This window comes from Nostoc sp. JL31 (assembly GCF_017114965.1).
GTDB classification, from domain to species: Bacteria; Cyanobacteriota; Cyanobacteriia; order Cyanobacteriales; family Nostocaceae; genus Nostoc; species Nostoc punctiforme_A.
On sequence record NZ_JABXKO010000119.1, the window covers coordinates 1 to 17,869 of the forward strand.

Annotated in this window: 18 protein-coding genes; 9 read left to right on the forward strand and 9 right to left on the reverse strand. The window is 41.8% G+C overall.

The features are described 5' to 3' along the window. Positions 1 to 225 precede the first annotated feature (225 nt). On the forward strand, positions 226 to 1,113 hold the full coding sequence (locus HWQ43_RS31525; protein ID WP_292740938.1) for a hypothetical protein: 888 nt from the start codon (positions 226 to 228) through the stop codon (positions 1,111 to 1,113). Positions 1,114 to 1,200: 87 nt separating this feature from the next. Further along, positions 1,201 to 1,338 carry a hypothetical protein gene (locus tag HWQ43_RS31530; RefSeq protein ID WP_292741158.1) on the forward strand — a complete coding sequence of 46 codons (138 nt, stop codon included), beginning with the start codon at positions 1,201 to 1,203 and terminating at the stop codon, positions 1,336 to 1,338. A 31-nt stretch (positions 1,339 to 1,369) separates the two neighbouring features. Here HWQ43_RS31530 and HWQ43_RS31535 read toward each other — a convergent pair whose 3' ends face one another. Both HWQ43_RS31535 and clpP read right to left on the reverse strand, forming a co-directional pair. After that, positions 1,370 to 1,843: a hypothetical protein gene (locus HWQ43_RS31535; protein ID WP_292740940.1), complete on the reverse strand. Its 474-nt coding sequence runs from the start codon at positions 1,841 to 1,843 to the stop codon at positions 1,370 to 1,372. Between the two features lie 496 nt (positions 1,844 to 2,339). After that, the gene (gene clpP / locus HWQ43_RS31540; protein ID WP_094347831.1) at positions 2,340 to 2,951 is read right to left on the reverse strand and encodes an ATP-dependent Clp endopeptidase proteolytic subunit ClpP; all 612 of its coding nucleotides are present in this window, start codon (positions 2,949 to 2,951) and stop codon (positions 2,340 to 2,342) included. A 478-nt stretch (positions 2,952 to 3,429) separates the two neighbouring features. Here clpP and HWQ43_RS31545 point away from each other — a divergent pair, with 478 nt between their 5' ends. Both HWQ43_RS31545 and HWQ43_RS31550 read left to right on the forward strand, forming a co-directional pair. Further along, positions 3,430 to 3,585 carry a hypothetical protein gene (locus HWQ43_RS31545; protein ID WP_179065022.1) on the forward strand — a complete coding sequence of 52 codons (156 nt, stop codon included), beginning with the start codon at positions 3,430 to 3,432 and terminating at the stop codon, positions 3,583 to 3,585. 245 nt (positions 3,586 to 3,830) lie between these two features. Further along, positions 3,831 to 5,888: a thioredoxin domain-containing protein gene (locus HWQ43_RS31550; RefSeq protein WP_292740958.1), complete on the forward strand. Its 2,058-nt coding sequence runs from the start codon at positions 3,831 to 3,833 to the stop codon at positions 5,886 to 5,888. Positions 5,889 to 5,990: 102 nt separating this feature from the next. Here the strand turns inward: HWQ43_RS31550 and HWQ43_RS31555 are convergent, their stop codons facing one another. Then, entirely contained in the window at positions 5,991 to 6,413 is a 423-nt protein-coding gene (locus HWQ43_RS31555) for a type II toxin-antitoxin system VapC family toxin (RefSeq protein ID WP_292740960.1), read from the reverse strand. After that, positions 6,410 to 6,634, reverse strand: a complete 225-nt coding sequence (locus HWQ43_RS31560) for a hypothetical protein (RefSeq protein WP_292740962.1) — start codon at positions 6,632 to 6,634, stop codon at positions 6,410 to 6,412. The genes HWQ43_RS31555 and HWQ43_RS31560 overlap by 4 nt, the downstream gene beginning before the upstream one ends. Positions 6,635 to 6,727: 93 nt before the next feature. Between HWQ43_RS31560 and HWQ43_RS31565 the strand changes: the two genes are divergently transcribed. Continuing rightward, positions 6,728 to 7,330: a molybdenum cofactor guanylyltransferase gene (locus tag HWQ43_RS31565; RefSeq protein ID WP_292740964.1), complete on the forward strand. Its 603-nt coding sequence runs from the start codon at positions 6,728 to 6,730 to the stop codon at positions 7,328 to 7,330. 191 nt (positions 7,331 to 7,521) lie between these two features. Beyond that, positions 7,522 to 8,148 (forward strand): hypothetical protein, encoded by a 627-nt coding sequence (locus HWQ43_RS31570; RefSeq protein ID WP_292741146.1) that lies wholly within the window; start codon positions 7,522 to 7,524, stop codon positions 8,146 to 8,148. A gap of 107 nt (positions 8,149 to 8,255) precedes the next feature. Here HWQ43_RS31570 and HWQ43_RS31575 read toward each other — a convergent pair whose 3' ends face one another. The 5 genes from HWQ43_RS31575 to HWQ43_RS31595 form a co-directional block, all read right to left on the reverse strand. Then, on the reverse strand, positions 8,256 to 9,755 hold the full coding sequence (locus HWQ43_RS31575; RefSeq protein ID WP_292740965.1) for a family 10 glycosylhydrolase: 1,500 nt from the start codon (positions 9,753 to 9,755) through the stop codon (positions 8,256 to 8,258). 895 nt (positions 9,756 to 10,650) lie between these two features. Beyond that, entirely contained in the window at positions 10,651 to 11,055 is a 405-nt protein-coding gene (gene psb27, locus HWQ43_RS31580) for a photosystem II protein Psb27 (protein WP_292740966.1), read from the reverse strand. Positions 11,056 to 11,220: 165 nt separating this feature from the next. Continuing rightward, on the reverse strand, positions 11,221 to 12,366 hold the full coding sequence (gene cofH / locus HWQ43_RS31585) for a 7,8-didemethyl-8-hydroxy-5-deazariboflavin synthase subunit CofH (protein ID WP_292740968.1): 1,146 nt from the start codon (positions 12,364 to 12,366) through the stop codon (positions 11,221 to 11,223). 272 nt (positions 12,367 to 12,638) lie between these two features. After that, positions 12,639 to 13,808: a hypothetical protein gene (locus HWQ43_RS31590; RefSeq protein ID WP_292740970.1), complete on the reverse strand. Its 1,170-nt coding sequence runs from the start codon at positions 13,806 to 13,808 to the stop codon at positions 12,639 to 12,641. Positions 13,809 to 14,080: 272 nt separating this feature from the next. After that, a complete protein-coding gene (locus HWQ43_RS31595) occupies positions 14,081 to 14,272 on the reverse strand; it encodes a CbtB domain-containing protein (RefSeq protein WP_292740972.1) in 192 nt (63 codons plus the stop codon). Positions 14,273 to 14,974: 702 nt separating this feature from the next. On the opposite strand from HWQ43_RS31595, the gene HWQ43_RS31600 reads away from it, so the two are divergent. From HWQ43_RS31600 to HWQ43_RS31610, 3 genes are all read left to right on the forward strand, one after another. Next, positions 14,975 to 16,000: a multicopper oxidase domain-containing protein gene (locus tag HWQ43_RS31600; RefSeq protein WP_292740974.1), complete on the forward strand. Its 1,026-nt coding sequence runs from the start codon at positions 14,975 to 14,977 to the stop codon at positions 15,998 to 16,000. A 161-nt stretch (positions 16,001 to 16,161) separates the two neighbouring features. Continuing rightward, positions 16,162 to 17,199, forward strand: coding sequence for a helix-hairpin-helix domain-containing protein (locus HWQ43_RS31605; protein ID WP_292740976.1), 1,038 nt, complete (start codon positions 16,162 to 16,164; stop codon positions 17,197 to 17,199). Between the two features lie 165 nt (positions 17,200 to 17,364). Beyond that, positions 17,365 to 17,799, forward strand: coding sequence for a ferritin-like domain-containing protein (locus HWQ43_RS31610; protein WP_292740978.1), 435 nt, complete (start codon positions 17,365 to 17,367; stop codon positions 17,797 to 17,799). Positions 17,800 to 17,869 lie beyond the last annotated feature (70 nt).

A 17,869-nucleotide genomic window follows, 5' to 3' on the forward strand; every position in this document is an offset into this window, starting at 1 on the left:
CCCAGCCATACACAGATACACCCCTCTCATACGAGAAGTAGATTACCATATTTCGGTATTAGTGGGATAGGTTCATAGTAGGCAATTAAAAATGAATAAATGCAATATTCGCAGGCATCCTGGGTATCGAGTGGATGTAAATTAAAGTAAGGGCAACCGATCTCGCTTGAACATCCAGGCAGTATCAACCCCGTTATTAAAAATATTTAGATTGGTAGCAGTATTATGTTGGCTCAATTCCAGAGCTTGTATCCCAAAGGCAGTTTGATTTCTGAATTAGTGCAAATTTTTCAAGGAAAATATATTGTCCGGGCAAGCGTGCAAATTGAAGGTGTAACCCGTGCTACAGGTATGGCAGCAGCAGAAACAGTAGAAGCCGCAGAAGACCAAGCCAGAACTAGGGCGCTGATAGTTTTGGGTATGACAAACGCGCCACCAGAATCAGTGGTGTTGACCTCAAATCCAGTTTCCCCGGCACAGCTAAATCCCTCCTTGAATACTAAAGGTGGATTGAGTGAGCCTGCTGCTTATTCCTCTGCAAAAAATGAGAATTTTGTTAGTAGTCAGTGGCCAGCAGTCAGCGACAAAGAAATATCTATACCGCCTTCCAAAGAACGGAACATTAAACCAGAAATAGTAACAAGCAGTAACGAACAGTACGGGTACAGTAATGCTGCACCCCTAGCAAACGATACCTATAGCCAAGATTTAGGTCAAAACTTTCCTATGACTGCCAAGCAGGAGCTAGAATTTGATCCTCCATCTGAGAACTTGGAAATAAATTTTGATAACCAGCCAGAAAATCAAACCTTTCCCGCGATTTCTGCCAATAATGTCACACCATTTACACCCCGGAGTTACAGTCCTCAAGAGAATGCTGCTACCCCATCAGTGACAGGGAAGAGAAAGAAAAAAGCTGAACCCGTGGATTTATCAGATGTAATTGCTAAAACAGATGTCGAACTTCAGCGTTTAAACTGGACACCAGAACAGGGACGGGAGCATCTGATTGAAACCTACGGTAAGCGCGGGCGGACTTTGCTGACTGAAGAAGAATTACACGGATTCCTCAAATACTTACAATCTCAGCCAGACCCAATAGCGGGATTTTGATTTGTCATTAGTCCTTTGTCATTGGTCATTAGTCATTTGTAAGGACTAATGACTAATAACGTAGGCTATTGAAACTGTGGCGAAGCTATGGAACCTGTGAATTTTTCTGAGGTAATTGCTCAAACAGACGTTGAAATGCAGCGACTAGGGTGGACAATAGACCAGGGACGGGAACATCTCATAAAAAATTATGGGAAGCGATCGCAATTTTTACATAACTTCTAGTAATAACTAATATGAAGTTCTCAAAGATTGATTACACCCGTGCATCGACACTGACTTGATACTGAACTTTGTTTGAGCTAAACTGTCTGCTGCGGATAATGACGAAGTAATCTCCTGCGGCTAGATTCTGGCGTGTAATTTGGTGGGAAAATGAGTCGCGACTTTGGCCAATCACTTCGCCTTGATTACGATCAATTTGACCATTGTTGTTTGAATCCCTAACTAATAACAAATCTGTCCGTCCCCCGTTTGGGGCAACGCCTTCCAGTCTTAAACGTAAGTTAGAGCGCCCGGTGAGTAGCACTTTTCTAAAGTCTTCTAAGTCATCGGTGGTGGTCACATCGCCTTTGATCTGAAGAAATCCTTGACCACTATTCAAATTCCCCTCAAAATCCGCTGCAAAAATGCTATTGTCGTTATCGGGTGTCGCAAAAGCTGGGGAAACCAATCCACAAGTCAATAAAGTTAGCAACGTTAGCTTGAGACTTGATTTGAAGCAATTCATGATGTTTCTTCCTGAAGATAAATAATTTATTTTTGGTATTACACACTGTACAAAATGACTTAGTGTCTTTGTAACCTAAATCTAAATTAAGCTTTTAATAAAATAAATACAGTCTGAAAAAGACTTTAATAGTATGAAGTTGAAAATAAAATTCAAATTGCTTGGTATTATTTAGTCACAAAAAGTTTGTTTTGATAACATTTCTCTACTCCAGCAAACTAGTTTTGAGGCTATTGTAGAGCGACAAATTATGCTTATTTCCAACTTTTGATGATCCTATGTCAGGATCAAAATGTGTATCTTCAGACAATTAAAAGTTGGAATTTATTCAATATCTGCTACCGATTCAAGACTACCTTCATCTTGAAAAATAGGATATTGATCCTTTAAAATCGAGTTTTGAAGTCAAATAACCCCTCTTCAGTTATGAAAAGGGGTTATTTTTAGAGTTTAAGAGAATTAAAAGTGGTAAATCACCATTTACCAATCGTGACTATTAATTAACAGCAGCAACTGCTGGACGGCTACCAGCGGCGTGACGGTCAATCACTTGGTCAATCAAACCGTAGTCCCTGGCTTCCTCTGGCGACATGAAAAAGTCACGTTCAGTATCTTCAGCAATGCGCTCAATTGGTTGACCTGTATGTTCAGCTAAATAGTTGTTTAGCCGTTGCTTATGGTACAAAATTTCCCGCGCCTGAATTTCAATATCAGTCGCCTGTCCTTGAGCGCCGCCTAAAGGTTGATGAATCATAATCCGAGAATGGGGTAAACTCATCCGCTTACCCTTAGCACCCGCGCTGAGGAGAAAAGCACCCATACTCGCTGCCAATCCGGTACAAATTGTACAGACATCAGGGCGAATATGCTTCATAGTGTCAAAAATGCCCATACCAGCCGTCACCGAACCACCGGGAGAATTGATGTACATATAAATGTCTTTCTCCGGGTCTTCAGCATCCAAATACAGCAGTTGGGCAACAATCAAGTTGGCAATATTGTTATCAACTTGTTGTCCCAAAAAGATGATGCGCTCACGTAACAGCCGTGAGTAGATGTCAAAGGCGCGTTCACCTCGACCCGATTGTTCAATAACGATAGGAATCATGGAAGCGTGTTTGTGGCTACTTTAAATACATTTTATCGGTGACAGCACGAAACTGGGGCTGATCTCTACTATTCCCAAGTAGATATAAGTAAATCTTGGCTATTCTGTCTTTTTCAACCAAGGAGCAAAATGTGATTTTGCAATAGATTCAACCTCCAAGGGCACTTTTTAGCAACAAAAGCTGTCTAAGAAAATATCCCGGTCTAGCGAAGAATAAATCAAAAAACTTCAATTGTCGCCAATCTTATATCTCGGACTTTGCTGTACAACCTTGGCGATGTATTGATTAGACCGATAACCGAAATCCGATTTGCTTAGGGAATTATGTTAACTATCAGTAACATTTTAAACATTTTTTTAGGATTTCCTTCGGCATTTATCAAGTTATTTTTGTTAGATTCGGTAAATCGGGAGTACGAGGTGTATTTAGAATAACCAGTCGTAGTTGAAATGCTATCCATTCAGAGAGAGACGTGCCATGCTGGAAAAACTTATACAAGCCGCCATCATCACCTTCTTGCTCCATCTGATAGCAGGACTTAGCCCAAACACTTTAATTCAAACAAAGACAGCATCACCTATGCAAGAAACGCCACCAAATATTGTTAGCTTGCTATTGCGATCTTTTCAATAAGAATGTTTCAGAAGTTGCACAGGTATAAGTAAGTTACCGTAAATAAACTCAATATATAGATGCTTGCCTTGTAGTTAGCGCTAACTACAAAACTGCATTTTTTTACACCAACTTACTAGGCGATATTAAAAACAAAGGGATAATTCGCTCGTTGACTTTCTTACTTAATGTATATAGTTGTCTAGGCTAACAAGCCTGAGAACAGGCTAGACTGAGCAAAGAAGGCAACTAACTTGCGTTTGATTATGACTAATCGCCTTGCTGAAGCTAAGAGCCTCTATCTCCGCAAACACGCCGAAAACCCCATTGATTGGTGGCCTTGGTGTGACGAAGCACTTGCAACTGCAAGGGCGCAAAATAAACCGATTTTTCTTTCCATTGGCTATTCTAGTTGCCACTGGTGTACTGTCATGGAAGGCGAGGCTTTTTCTGATATTGCGATCGCTGACTACATGAATACCAATTATCTTCCCATCAAAGTAGACAGGGAAGAAAGACCTGACCTCGATAGCATCTATATGCAAGCTTTGCAGATGATGAGCGGTCAAGGGGGTTGGCCTTTAAATATTTTTCTTTCCCCAGAAGATTTAGTGCCGTTTTACGCTGGTACTTATTTTCCTGTAGACCCGCGCTATGGTCGTCCGGGATTTTTGCAGGTGTTGCAAGCGCTTCGCCGTTATTACGATACAGAAAAAGCGGAATTACAACAACGCAAAGCCTTAATTATTGAGTCTCTGCTCACGTCTGCGGTGTTGCAAGACGGTACAACAACTGAGCTTGAAGACCATGAATTACTCCGCCAAGGTTGGGAAACTAGTACAGGTGTAATTACTCCTAATCAATCTGGTAACAGTTTTCCGATGATTCCCTACACAGAATTAGCACTGCGGGGAACTCGATTTAATTTTGAATCTCGCTATGATGGCAAGCAAGTTTGTACCCAACGGGGACTAGACTTATCACTGGGCGGCATTTATGACCATGTAGGCGGTGGTTTTCATCGCTATACTGTTGACCCGACTTGGACAGTACCCCACTTTGAAAAGATGCTCTACGACAATGGACAGATTGTCGAGTATCTGGCTTATTTATGGAGTGCAGGAGTACAAGACCCAGCCTTTGAGAGGGCAGTTGCTGGGACTGTACAATGGCTGAAGCGGGAAATGACTGCGCCTGAGGGTTACTTCTATGCTTCTCAAGATGCCGACAGCTTCACAGAATCCACGGCAGTAGAACCAGAAGAAGGAGCCTTTTACGTCTGGAGTTACAGCGAATTACAACAACTGTTAACGCCTGAAGAATTAACGGAATTACAACAACAGTTTACGGTGACGCCTAACGGCAACTTTGAAGGACATAATGTTTTGCAAAGACGGCATTCAGGTCAACTGAGTGCAACGCTGGAAACGGCACTGAGTAAGCTGTTTACAGTTCGTTATGGCGTTAATTCTGAGTCGCTGGAAACATTCCCCCCTGCTCGTAACAACCAGGAAGCAAAAACTACTAATTGGCCAGCTCGCATTCCCTCGGTGACAGATACAAAAATGATTGTCGCCTGGAATAGCTTGATGATTTCTGGGTTGGCTAGGGCTGCTGGGGTTTTCCAACAACCTTTGTATCTGGAATTAGCAGCACGAGCGGCAAATTTTATCTTGGAAAATCAGTTTGTCGATGGGCGTTTCCAGAGACTCAACTATCAAGGAGAACCAACTGTTTTAGCGCAGTCTGAAGATTATGCTTTGTTTGTTAAAGCTCTCTTGGATTTACAAGCTTCAAACCCTGAGCATAAACGATGGTTAGAAAAAGCGATCGCTATCCAAGATGAATTTAACGAATTTCTCTGGAGTGTAGAGTTAGGTGGTTACTATAACACGTCAAGCGACTCTAGTCAAGATTTAATTGTTAGAGAGCGTAGTTACGCAGATAATGCGACACCATCAGCCAATGGAATTGCGATCGCTAACCTTGTCCGTCTCGCTTTACTCACCGATAATCTAGATTATTTGGATTTAGCGGAACTTGGTTTGAAAGCTTTTAAGAGTGTAATGGAGCGCGCTCCCCAAGCTTGTCCCAGCTTGTTTACAGCTTTAGATTGGTATCGTAATTCTACTTTAATTCGCAGCACCACTGAGCAAATAAACTCGCTGATCCCCAGATTTCTACCAACGGCTGTATTTGCCATCACATCTGATTTACCAGAGAGAAGCGTTGGCTTAGTTTGCCAAGGCTTGAAGTGTCTGGCACCAGCAGAAAGTGTAGAGCATTTATTGCAGCAAGTCCAGAAAAGTCAGGTGAGGGCGTGAAATAGTTTTATTTCTCCCAACTAGAATGTTACCAGCAGGTCATCCAGTCCCGATCGTAACTTTCTGCGCGGTTGCTCATTTGACCCCCTATAGTGATGATGCCTAAACAGACCAAGGATTAACCATTACAAGCCCTATCCCAGCAAAATCTTTTTCGTTACGGGTGACAAGTGATAAAGAGTTATGAATTGCGATTGCTGCAATAAGAGAATCCATGAGAGGTAGAGGTCGCCCATTCTGTTCTAGTTGCCCAACTAAATTTCCCCACAACACCATTGTTGAGACATCTATACTTAAGATTCTTTGTTGAAAGCGATTGGGTAGGGTTTCATTCAGCCAAGTTGTTAGAGATTCTTTGCGCTTAGATGCAGTAATTTTGCTGATGCCTTTAGCGATTTCGCCAATTGTAATGACGCTGAGGTAAAGTGTTTCTGGCACTTGGGCATCTAGCCAATCTAAAACTTTTTGATTTGGTTGTTTGGCAACAAGTTCGGAAATCAGGCAGGTATCAAGGAGATAAGTCATGGCGTGAAGGCATCGCGCGGAAGGGTGCGATCTCGACTAAGGTCAAGTTCTTCGGTGAGTTCAGCCAAGGGGGATTGACGGAAAAACTCTGAGAGTTTGCTTGGTTGATCTGGGTGGATGTTGTTGTGTGTGGTTAGGCTTTGGGCAAGGAGTTGGATGATGTACAGTTTATCGTTGGGGGAAAGCTGAAGGAGTTGTTGTTCGAGTTCTTGGATAGGCATGATGGGGTTTAAGTAGAAGATAAATTTATTCTACTTTCAGCGTCAGGGGTTAATTTAGTTTGACTCGTTTTTTACCCTCTGTTTTTTTGACGAATGACTATTAACTCATGTAGCAAATTAACAGCAATTGTATTAGCAGGCGGTAAAAGTTCTCGGATGGGTCAAGATAAAGCCTTGATTCCCATTCAAGGAGTGCCATTGTTGCAGCGAGTTTGTGGGATTGCCAAAGGCTGTGCTGATGTTGTTTATGTAGTAACTCCCTGGCCAGAACGCTATCAAGACTTGCTTTTGCCTGGTTGTGAGTTTATTCGGGAAGTGCCTTTGTCTGGAGAATCTTTAGCCCACGGGCCTTTAGTTGGATTTGCTCAAGGACTAGCTGAAGTCAAAACAGATTGGGTACTGCTGCTAGCTTGCGATTTACCAAGATTGCGGGTTGAAGTGTTGCAAGAATGGGTAAATAGACTTGATAGCGTGGGGGATAATGCGATCGCAGCTTTAGCTCATAATCCTAAAGGTTGGGAACCTCTATGTGGTTTCTATCGCCGTAGCTGTTTGCCACAACTCCTAGAGTTTATCAACCAAGGGGAGCGATCGTTTCAGCAGTGGCTTCGGCAATATCCGGTAGAAGTTTTGCCATTAGCAGAACCAGAAATGCTGTTTAACTGTAATACACCAGAGGACTTGGCTTTAAATTGAGTTGAAAAGTGGGGACTTAATCGTGAACTGAACCTGCCGAAACTTTGGTAATAAAGTCATTTTGGGGATGATCTACGCGCAGCGTCTTGATTCTGAATTCTGAATTCTGACTCCTGAATTCTTGCCTATTCAACATTTTAGCCCTAACGTGGAACTGCTAACTACATGTATAAAGGATGCAAGGAGGAATCATGGGGCAGACACAGGAGCTTGGACAGATTATCATCCTGAATGGTGTCCCGCGATCGGGGAAGTCGAGCATTGTCGCAGTCATTCAGGAAACATTTGATGGTCTGTGGATGAATTTGGGTGTTGATAGATTTATGCAAATGACTCCCGCACGATACCTGCCTGGGATCGGTCTGCGGCCAGGGGGAGAACGCCAGGATATCGAAGCCCTTGTTCCCATTCTGTACAGCGCTATGTATGAGTCTATCGCTGCTCACAGCCGTTTGGGTCTGAATGTCGTGGTTGATGTCGGACACCATGACGCCTACGCAACAGAACGGGGCATTCTGGCTGATAGTGCCCGACGTTTAAAAGGATTGCCGGTTTTGTTCGTAGGTGTTTACTGCCCCATCGAGATCGTTATGGAACGACGACAAAACACGGGGTGGAACGTGGGAAGTACATCTGACTCCGCGATACCACATCCGGTTCAGTTATGGCAACGTGAAGTCCACATCCCTGGCATCTATGACCTTGAAGTGGATACCTCTTTGTTAAGCCCAGGTGCTTGTGCTGAGATGATACGCCAGTACCTCGCAGATAGTCCAGCACCGTCGGCATTCCAACGACTCGCTACACACTATACTTAAGCTGTAGTTATGACTGTGTTAACTATATTTGGTATGAATTTGTAAAGTGTGTGATTCTATAAGTTGAAAGGGAAATTCAATCCCTTTTTACTAATTCTGCAAGAATTCTACTTAACTCGACAGAATTTGCGATCGCTATCACTCTGAGGATATTGCCAAGAATAGGCAAAGTGGCTAACTCCCTTCAGTTGGGGGGCAAATTTGCGAAGTGCTTGCATTTGCACTTCTAGGGATGGACGATTACTAACAGATTTTCCCCACTGACCGGCTAAAGCCGGGATTATCTGCGTACCCGGTTTTGCCATACTCAAAACCCTTTGCACTTGCGCCACAATGCAACTAACATTACCGCAATTCCCATAAGCCATAGGATGCCACTCTAATGAATTGGGGAACCGATCCCAAGGTTGCAAACGGGAATCATACCCTTGTCCTACAGTTTGGTTGCCATCAGGAAAAAACACCACTCCTGTGGAAACACCTTGCTGCTTTGCTGGGTAACTAGCGATGGTGACAAAATCTAGAATTCCTTGCATAGCATGGGCAACGGCAAGCTGCCACAACTCCCATTGTAAAATTGGTTGTCTATCGGTTGCAGACAGGATTGACTTTTGCGCTAGTGGGAGAGTGCGTCCTTGCCAAAGCGGTTCTCCTTCCTGGGGATAAAGTTTATCAATTTCGGTTATATCTCCACCAGTGACAAATCCCTTGCTTAAAAAGCGACGAATTAAGTCCAGCGCTTTGTAATTCTGTGCCCGTTTAAATAAAGCTTCTTGGGTTGCGGGACTAAATAGCCATAAATCTGAAACTTTAGTGGCGATAGAATCACTTCCAGCTTGGCGGGGATAACGCACGTAATCTAATAGCAAGCCATCTGGACGACGGCGCAAAACTTGTTGTACTAATTGGTAGTAATCGCGTTTTGCTTGTAGGTTGTAGGGATCGATAAATAGTTGAGAGCCATTATCTACTACATATAAACTCGTTTGACCTTTGCCATTACGAGCGATCGCAGCTTCTCTATCTGGACGCTGGGCGTAAGTATAGCCGAAATTTGTGGTAAACATCCAGGCGTAGACCTTCAAACCACGTTGCCGACCTTTTTTAATTGCTGTGGCAAGTATATCGATGTTTTCTGTCCCTGGAGTGCGAATCACAGCAGGCCAAACCGTTGGGTTAGCTCTTGCTGGTAATAGTACCTGCCCATCGTAAAATACTTCTAAATAAACTTGGTTATAGCCGCCATTAACAATCCGATCCATAATCTGATCGATTATTCCTGGCTGAATGTCACAGGGATACAAGCGTAACCAAATGGCTTGGGTTTGCGGCCAAGTTCGAGAGCGACATTGCTTTAATTTCTGCGCCTGTTCTTGTATTATGCTTTGGTAGCGTGTTTGAGCATCTTGTTTGCCTTTGAGCGCTAACAAACGCAAATTTTCTTTTTGTTGCGCCGCAGCCGATGATAACTGACAATACTCAGTTACTTGCGCCTTTGCTGGTTCGCTTCCCAAGTTGGGGAGCAACAAACTACCAGTAAAAAAAACAGCGAATAAGCGCCGCCAAAATAATGTTGATCTTGCAACGTTCAAGGGACAGTTAGACATACCTACCAGTAGATGAACAAATTCAAAAGAGTTTCAGACAGGGATTTAAATTCCGACTGTAACTTGCTTACCACAGGGTAACTGAGGAAAGACGTAGTGGCTCTAACTCTGAGCTACGTGTTGACGTTCGGTCTTAAAGCCTTTAATTTGCCATAATCATCGATCCCAACTCAAATAATTGTGGGCAACGTGTATCGAATTATATAGTTAAATACTAAGGGTTTTAAAACGAATGGCACTAAGAAAAGCCCAAAGGCTTGTGTGTCTTGTTCCCAGTCTGGAGGCTAGGAATGTATTTAAACTGGGCTTCTGCCTCTTGTTAAGCTACTGGAGGCGGCAGCCCTTCCAGAATGGGTTCCTAGCCTTTAGGCTTGTTCCAGTCAGAGCAAGGGCTGTATCTTTTCTTAGTGCCATTCGGTTTTAAAACCTATTTTTTTTAAGACTCTCAAAGGTCTATTTCTGTTGCCGTATTCTTGTATAGCGGTTTCCAGTGCATGAAGTAAATATTAAAACTTCACCCTCAATGTTAATGCGTCGGCTTGCATTGTTACAGCAGTTTTCAAGTAAATGAGCTATAAAACAATACAGTTCAGTTAAGCAATTTTTTCTTTCTCTTTCTTCTCTCTGCGTCCTCTGCGCCTTCTCTACGAGACGCTGCGCGTTGGCGGAAGCCTCTCGTAGAGAAGGCGGTTCGTTAAAAAACTGACTTGGATAACAGAGTTTTAGCCTTAACTGAACCGTATTGAGCTATAAAATGTAGGACTTACGCATCAGATATAAAGAGTTTCTGCCTTTTGCCTTCTGCCTTCTGTCTCCTGCCTTGACAAACAAAATAGTCAGGAATCAAAAGTTTTGACACCTGACTATTGATGATGGAGTAAGCAATAGTTAATAGCTAACCGCCACGTTTCAACGCCGTCTCTACCTGCTGCAACTCTTTCTCTAGACGATTTTTGAGTTTTTCGGGTACGGGACGATTTGGGTAAGAACTGTAGTGTCCAGCTAGGGAATTGAGGGCTGTTCGTATGGTTGTAAATGAGCCAAGACCAGAAACAGAGTTAACCCGCTGGTAGCGAGCTGAAAAGTCATTAATTTTTTGACGCGCTTCTGCTTGAATTGCTGTCTTATCTGGTGAATCTTGTGAAAGATCCAGAGCTTGTCTCATAATATTGACCACAGCTAAGGTGTCTTGACGATAATCCCCAGTCAAACTATCTGGACTGCCAGAACAACCCATTAAGCCGATAGCTACAACCAAAACCAGCGCAAGCAAACGCGACCAATAGCGCTTCATATGCATTAAGTAAAAGAATACGTAAATCAACGTCCATCCTATCTTGGATTGGTAACTTGGGGATCAATTGAGTGAGGAGTGAAGAAGGGAATAGGGTACAGGTTACAGGGTACACATTATTCCCTATCACCTTTCACCTATAACCTCTCCCCTAATCGCAATGCCCAATGCCTAACGACTAATAACTTTTTGATAAAGAGTATCTCGTTGTTGGTAAGGTCTTTCTAAAGAAGCGATCGCAGTTTGTAAGGTTTCTACTTCCATACACGTACCGCCTAAAGCACCTGCCATTGTGGTGATATGTTCCTCCATCAAAGTGCCGCCGATATCATTGCAACCCCAAGCTAAGGATTCTGTGGCACCTGCAAGCCCCAGTTTTACCCAACTCTGCTGATGGTTGGGAATCCAATTACCTAAATAAATCCGTGCTACAGCCCCTAATAGTAGTGCATCACTCAAAACTGGTTGATCGCGTCCGACACGGCGACGTAAAGATTTGGGTGCTTCTTGGCCAACAAAGGGTAATAAAATAAACTCTGTAATCCTGACTGGATATCCCCGATTGATGGCAGTTTTTTGGAGAGATCGCAATTTTTCTAAATGTCCGATTTGCTGCTCGTGGGTTTCAATATGCCCAGATAACATGGTGCTAGTGGTATGCAAGCCTAATTTGTGAGCGGTGCTGACAATTTCTAGCCAAGTGGCTGTGTCAATCTTCTCTGGACACAATATCCGCCTAACTTCATCGTCTAATACTTCCGCTGCTGTTCCCGGCATTGAGCCAACACCAGCATCGCGCAAAGCAGTAATCACCTCAGCATATTCAAGTCCGTCAAGTCTGGCGATAAATTGCACTTCTTGGGGAGAGAAAGCGTGTAAATGTATGTGGGGAAATTCCTGTTTAATGGTTTCTACGACTTTCAGGTAGTAGGGCAAAGATTTACCATTTATCTGCGCTTGTGGATTTAACCCCCCTTGCATACAGATTTCTGTCGCACCCCGTTGTACTGCATCTGTCGCTTTTTCCAAAATTTGCGCCGAATCTAACCAGTATGCATCGGCATCACCATCATCTCGACGGAATGCACAAAAACTACAGTGCTGCTCACAAATATTAGTAAAGTTAATATTACGGTTAATTATGTAGGTGACAGTATCGCCTGCTTGTGTGTGGCGGAGTGTATCGGATGTAGCACGTATTGCTGCGATCGCTTCTGGCTCAGTTTGTTGTAACAATACCACTCCCTCTTCGGGGGATAAGTCGTATCCCATCAAAGCACGTTCCAAAATTGTTTCAAACGCAATTTTTGTCAGCATTACTTTCTTAATTTCTCGGTAAATCTTAATTTATGAGCTTGTAAATAATAAAATTCTACTTAATAAATATACCAATTTATCGAAACTCCCAAGCTCGAACATAAATTTTATCTTTTAAGCTATTGCAATAGCTTGCCTTGTCCTGTTGCACTACTTTTTATAGTTTATACAACCCATTAACAAAAAAAATAGTGTGGTTAAACCACAACTATTTTAATTGATTAATATATATCTTTGTATTAGCAGGAATCTTTAGTAAAACTCTGATATTACTAATTTGTCCTTGCTTGTGGTTTTCGTCGATGTTGTATTAGCAATCCAATCGCCATGCCAATACCGACAAAGGCTGTAAAGTAGAATAAACCAATCAGTCGGATGTAAATTGGTGGTGCGATCGCTTCAACTTCAACTTCTTGCGCTACCTTCACTGGTGCAAATTGACGGCTAGATCCTGGTAGAGGAGTGGCTTCCACCTCGACTTTGTGGGGTGAACCGTCAAAAAATTGTTCAAGCCATATTAACTTCCCTTGTTCGTCGGGAATACCTTTGTAGTCAAAAACTGTTAAATTATGTTCTGTGGCGATCGCTTTCACCTGCAATGCTACATCTGTTATAGGCTGTCCGGTTGCAGCATCTTTCACCTGTAACGCTAAATTTGCAAGTTTTCCAACAGTTGCGTTTTTATCTCCGCCAAGGTTAATTTCTAATCCCTGAGATTTTTGAGATGATGGTGCGATCGTTTCAGTACTATTTGAGTGATGTTCACTGCCATGAGCTTCTGCAACTTCTGCACTAATGTTAATAACTATTAGAGTTATTATAGCTACTACAGTTAATGCACTTAATAAAAGCCGGACTGACTGGGGTGCAATTTCTCCTTGTTGTAGTTCTTCTTGTCCACCAATAATCCAACCACCCAACAATCCAAGTGATAGTAATATAGCTGCAATCACAGCAAAATATTTATATTTTACTGGATTTTCATGGACATTCAGATTTAAAGTTTGTTCATAAGCAGCAAAAGTATTTGCTACCAAGGGTGACACTTTAACTAACAGTTGGTAATTACCACGGATGGGTAACATCTGCTGAATTTCTAACTTACCATCAGGTGCGGTGGCATTCATTTGCAACAATTTTGTTCCCTCGACAATGGGAAAATCTGTTGTTAACCAAGGATTACGCGGCGGTGTCAGAATTTGTAAACTAATTTTGGCATTTGCTAAAGATTTACCTGCAGCATCAACAGCTTGTAATGTCAGTTTAACGGGAGACTGTGGTTTTTCTGCCTCTGCTTCAAAGGGGAGAATACGTTCTAAAGGTGGGTTGGTGGAAAGCAAGACTCTGGATGTAGGAATTTGGGAACTTCCCACAAAGGAATAAAGAACTGACAAAGTAATACAAACAGCGCTGATAACTCCAAAAAGCCGATATTTTTTCATAAAAGCTTACGGTAAATGTGAAACTTATGTAATTTCTACAATTGAAACTTTCATAGTAATGGATGAAAGTTACTCCAGATTATTATTAAGTATAAAAATTCTAGCCAACGAATTAGTCAGATATCATCTTAAATTAAGGTGATGTAGAGATGATAAACAAAGCATCTCTACAAAACCTAAAAGTTATTTACCAGCAAAAACACTGGCGCGAAATCCGCTTTATTTTAGCGTCAAAGCTTCATGCACCTAAAAAATCTTGGGATTATGATAATTTAGTGACATGCAACGCCTAATGTGTGGTGACGCGCTGAGTGTGCTGTGTTATGAACCGCAGGATAGGTGGAGAACAAAACAGTCCAGATAACTAAAGAAGATAGCAGCATATAAAGAGTTACCTGCACAGGCTTGGATAAGGTAATACCTGCGGTCTTCTGCAATAGCGAAATATGAGAAAAAGTAGTCATTTTTGACCTCCTAATAATAAATTTGGGTAATTGATCAATCAAAGGGCATAATGCCACTTGATTGCAAAAAGATATACCATCAACTTTGTATTTGACAAGTGTGTATCAAATGTCTTCTGTAATTCGACTTTAGTGAATACTATACTATCCTTTGACATTCGCTGATCGCGATGCAGAAATCTACACAGAAAGTCCATACAAATAACAAAAGAATGACACATGGTTTTGAGTGACGGCATTTTCAGCGCTGCTAACACGAAGGTAACAGATAAAAATTAAAAATTAAAAGTTCTCATATTACCAAGCATTCAAAATTCCTTGAAGAAGCGTGATTTATGTTATCCCTAAACCAATTAAATACACTACAGATTAGCAACAGTTTCTTGCTCGCGTCTATATTCAAGGTGCTATTATACTCATTGTTTATACTCTAAGTACTGCTGAAGCAATCAGCATATCAGGAATAGATATGAAGCAGTTAGTTTTATCTAACTATTATTTATACATAACTCAGCGTATAAATACAGTTAAAATTAAGAAAATATTGCGAGAGTTTTGAGAGCTTGATCTAGATTTAACAACTTAACTGACAATTTCTAAGCGCTAAAAAATTATTGACAATAATTATTAATTCCTCTAATATTTAAAAGCAATTGCAAATCTTTTGCAATTCTTTTTTGGTGCTAACTGTAACTAAATGTCATGCCCAACAACTTCGCTCTAGGTAACGGAAAACCCTGGAGCCGTCGTCAATTATTGAAACTGGGACTAGCAGGTGCTGGAATAACTGGTACAGCTGGACTTTGGCAGATGCTAAATCTACAAAGTAAGTCAATCGTTAAAGTGCCACCATTCGATAGGTCAGCACCAGACGATGTTACTAACCCAATGAAGATGTTAAGGGATTTTGATTATGGGACGGTAAAGCACGAAAATGGGCGGACTATCCGGGAATTTCAGTTAACTGCTGGTTCTTCCATCATAAAACTCAATAGTGCTGTCTCTTACAACATCTGGGATTTAAACGGTCGCATACCAGGGCCAACGCTACGGGCCAAACAGGGCGATCGCATCCGGGTACTATTTCTCAATAATGCGGGACATTCTCACTCTTTGCATTTTCATGGCGTTCATCCGGCGGAAATGGATGGTGTTCGCCCAATCAGCAATGGTAATGCCACAATCTACGAATTTGATGCTGAACCTTATGGCGTTCATTTATACCACTGCCATATTGAACCAGTCACCCGCCACATTGCCAAGGGGCTGTACGGAATGTTTATCATCGATCCACCGACTCCCCGTCCCCCGGCTGATGAAATCGTACTAGTGATGAGTGGGTATGACGTGAATGATGATAGCCATAACGATTATTACGCCTTCAACGGTCTGCCCCACTATTACATGCATAACCCGATTCAGATTTACAAAGATCAGTTGATTCGGCTGTATGTCCTCAACATCATTGAATACGATCCGGCTGTGACGTTTCATCTCCACGCCAACTTTTTTGATGTCTATCGCTACGGCATGACTATGACTCCTAGCGAGAAAGCAGATGTGATTACGATGGGTGTAGCAGAAAGGCACATCTTAGAGTTTGCTTTTCGTTACCCAGGTAAGTATATGTTCCATCCCCATCAAGATGCGATCGCAGAAAACGGTTGCATGGGTCAATTTGAAGTACTTACTGAGAGCAACTCTCAAAATCCTGTTAAGAGTTCCTGACGATATTATTTAATTAATTTATTAAAGTTTAGGTAAGTAGTTGATAAAAAATCGCATTATATGCAACAGTAAAATCTATGACAATCTGTCAAACAAACTACTTTCTAGTAATAGTTTGAAATGTTTCAATTAATACCTTTTAAGTTCTGTGAGGAGAAAAGATGATAAAACTTCGTTATATCTGTTTAACAGCAGCAGCAGCCGTAATAGTTAGCTTGAGTTCCTGTAGTGGTACACCAACCGCAGAAAATCCATCAGCACCAGTTACTAGCCCTCCAGCCACAGAGGCAGTAAGTAATAGCAGTCATAGTGGTCACGGTGGCAAAGAAAAAATTAACATTAACAGCGCTATATTGTCAGAATTGGATAAGTTTGAAGCCAAACTAGGTGTTCCGGCTTTATCGAACAAAATCCAGGCAGCTCGTCCTTATGGTAGCCCAGAAGATTTAGTTACTAAAAAAGTAATTACTCAAGAGCAGTTCGACCAAATTAAAGACCAGGTTGGTGTTCAAGAAGTGGTACTTACAGGTGAGGCAAAAGATGTTGACTATATGTCTAAATTAGGCTTAATGAAAGGGCATCTTTTGGTAGCCAAAGAACTGCTAGATCAGAATCAACCGAAACAGGCAGAACCTCATATTGGGCATCCAGTAGAAGAGATTTACGTTGATGTAGAAGATCAACTTAATGAACGAAAAGTCAAAGAATTTAAGACAACTTTGGTAAGTTTGCAAGATTTAGTGAAATCTAGTCCGAAAGATAGCAAAGTTAAAACTAATTTTACCTCTTCAGTGCAAGCAGTTGATGGAGCGATCGCAGCTTTGCCAGAAGCTCAACGCTCAAAACCAGGATTTGTGCTACAGGTAATTAACGAACTACTAGATTCAGCCAACTCCGAATATGGTGCGGCGATCGCAGATGGTAAAGTAGCCGCGCCAATTGAGTATCAAGACTCCCGTGGTTTTGTCTTTTACGCCAATGAATTATACAAAGGAATTTCTAGTCAAGTAGCTCAAGCAGATCCCGAAGCACACAAAGCGATCGATACTAGTTTCACTGAACTCATAAAAGTTTGGCCCGCCGCCATCCCACCAGCAAAAGCAGTCAAAACACCTAATGATGTTACCAAACTAGTGAAAACCATTGAGGAAAACTCTCAAAAAGTGGTTGACAAATCCAATACCCAAGCACAGCGATAACACTTTAATTTAATGGGAAGTATAGGTTAAGGAGTTTAAAATAGTTAGGAGCTAAGAGTTAGGAGTTATGAATTATGAGTTATGAATCTCAAACTACTAACTCTTAACTTCCAACTCCTCACTCCTAACTAATTACACTCCCTTCGTTACTTTAACTAACAACTGATGCAAGAACTTGACCATAAAAAGACTATTGACCTGCTGAACGCCATCATGGAATTTGAACTAGCAGGGGTAGTGCGCTACACACATTATTCTTTGATGGTAACTGGCCCTAACCGGATTCCAATTGTGGCTTTTTTCAAAGCACAGGCAAGTGAATCTTTACTTCATGCCGAACAAGTGGGAGAAATTCTCACCGGTTTAGATGGGCATCCTTCCTTGAAAATCGCCCCAATGGAAGAAACCTACCAGCATAAAGTCAAGGATATCTTGGAAGAAAGCTTATCCCATGAAAAAAAGGCATTGGAACTGTATAAAAAACTGCTTGATACTGTCACCAATGCCAGTATTTACCTTGAAGAATTCGCTCGCGGTATGATTGGGCAAGAAGAGATGCATAATCTCGAACTGAAAAAGATGCTACGCGATTTTAGTTAATAGTCATTAGTCCTTAGTCATTGGTCATTAGTCATTGGTTATTAGTCATTAGTCATTAGACAAAAACAAA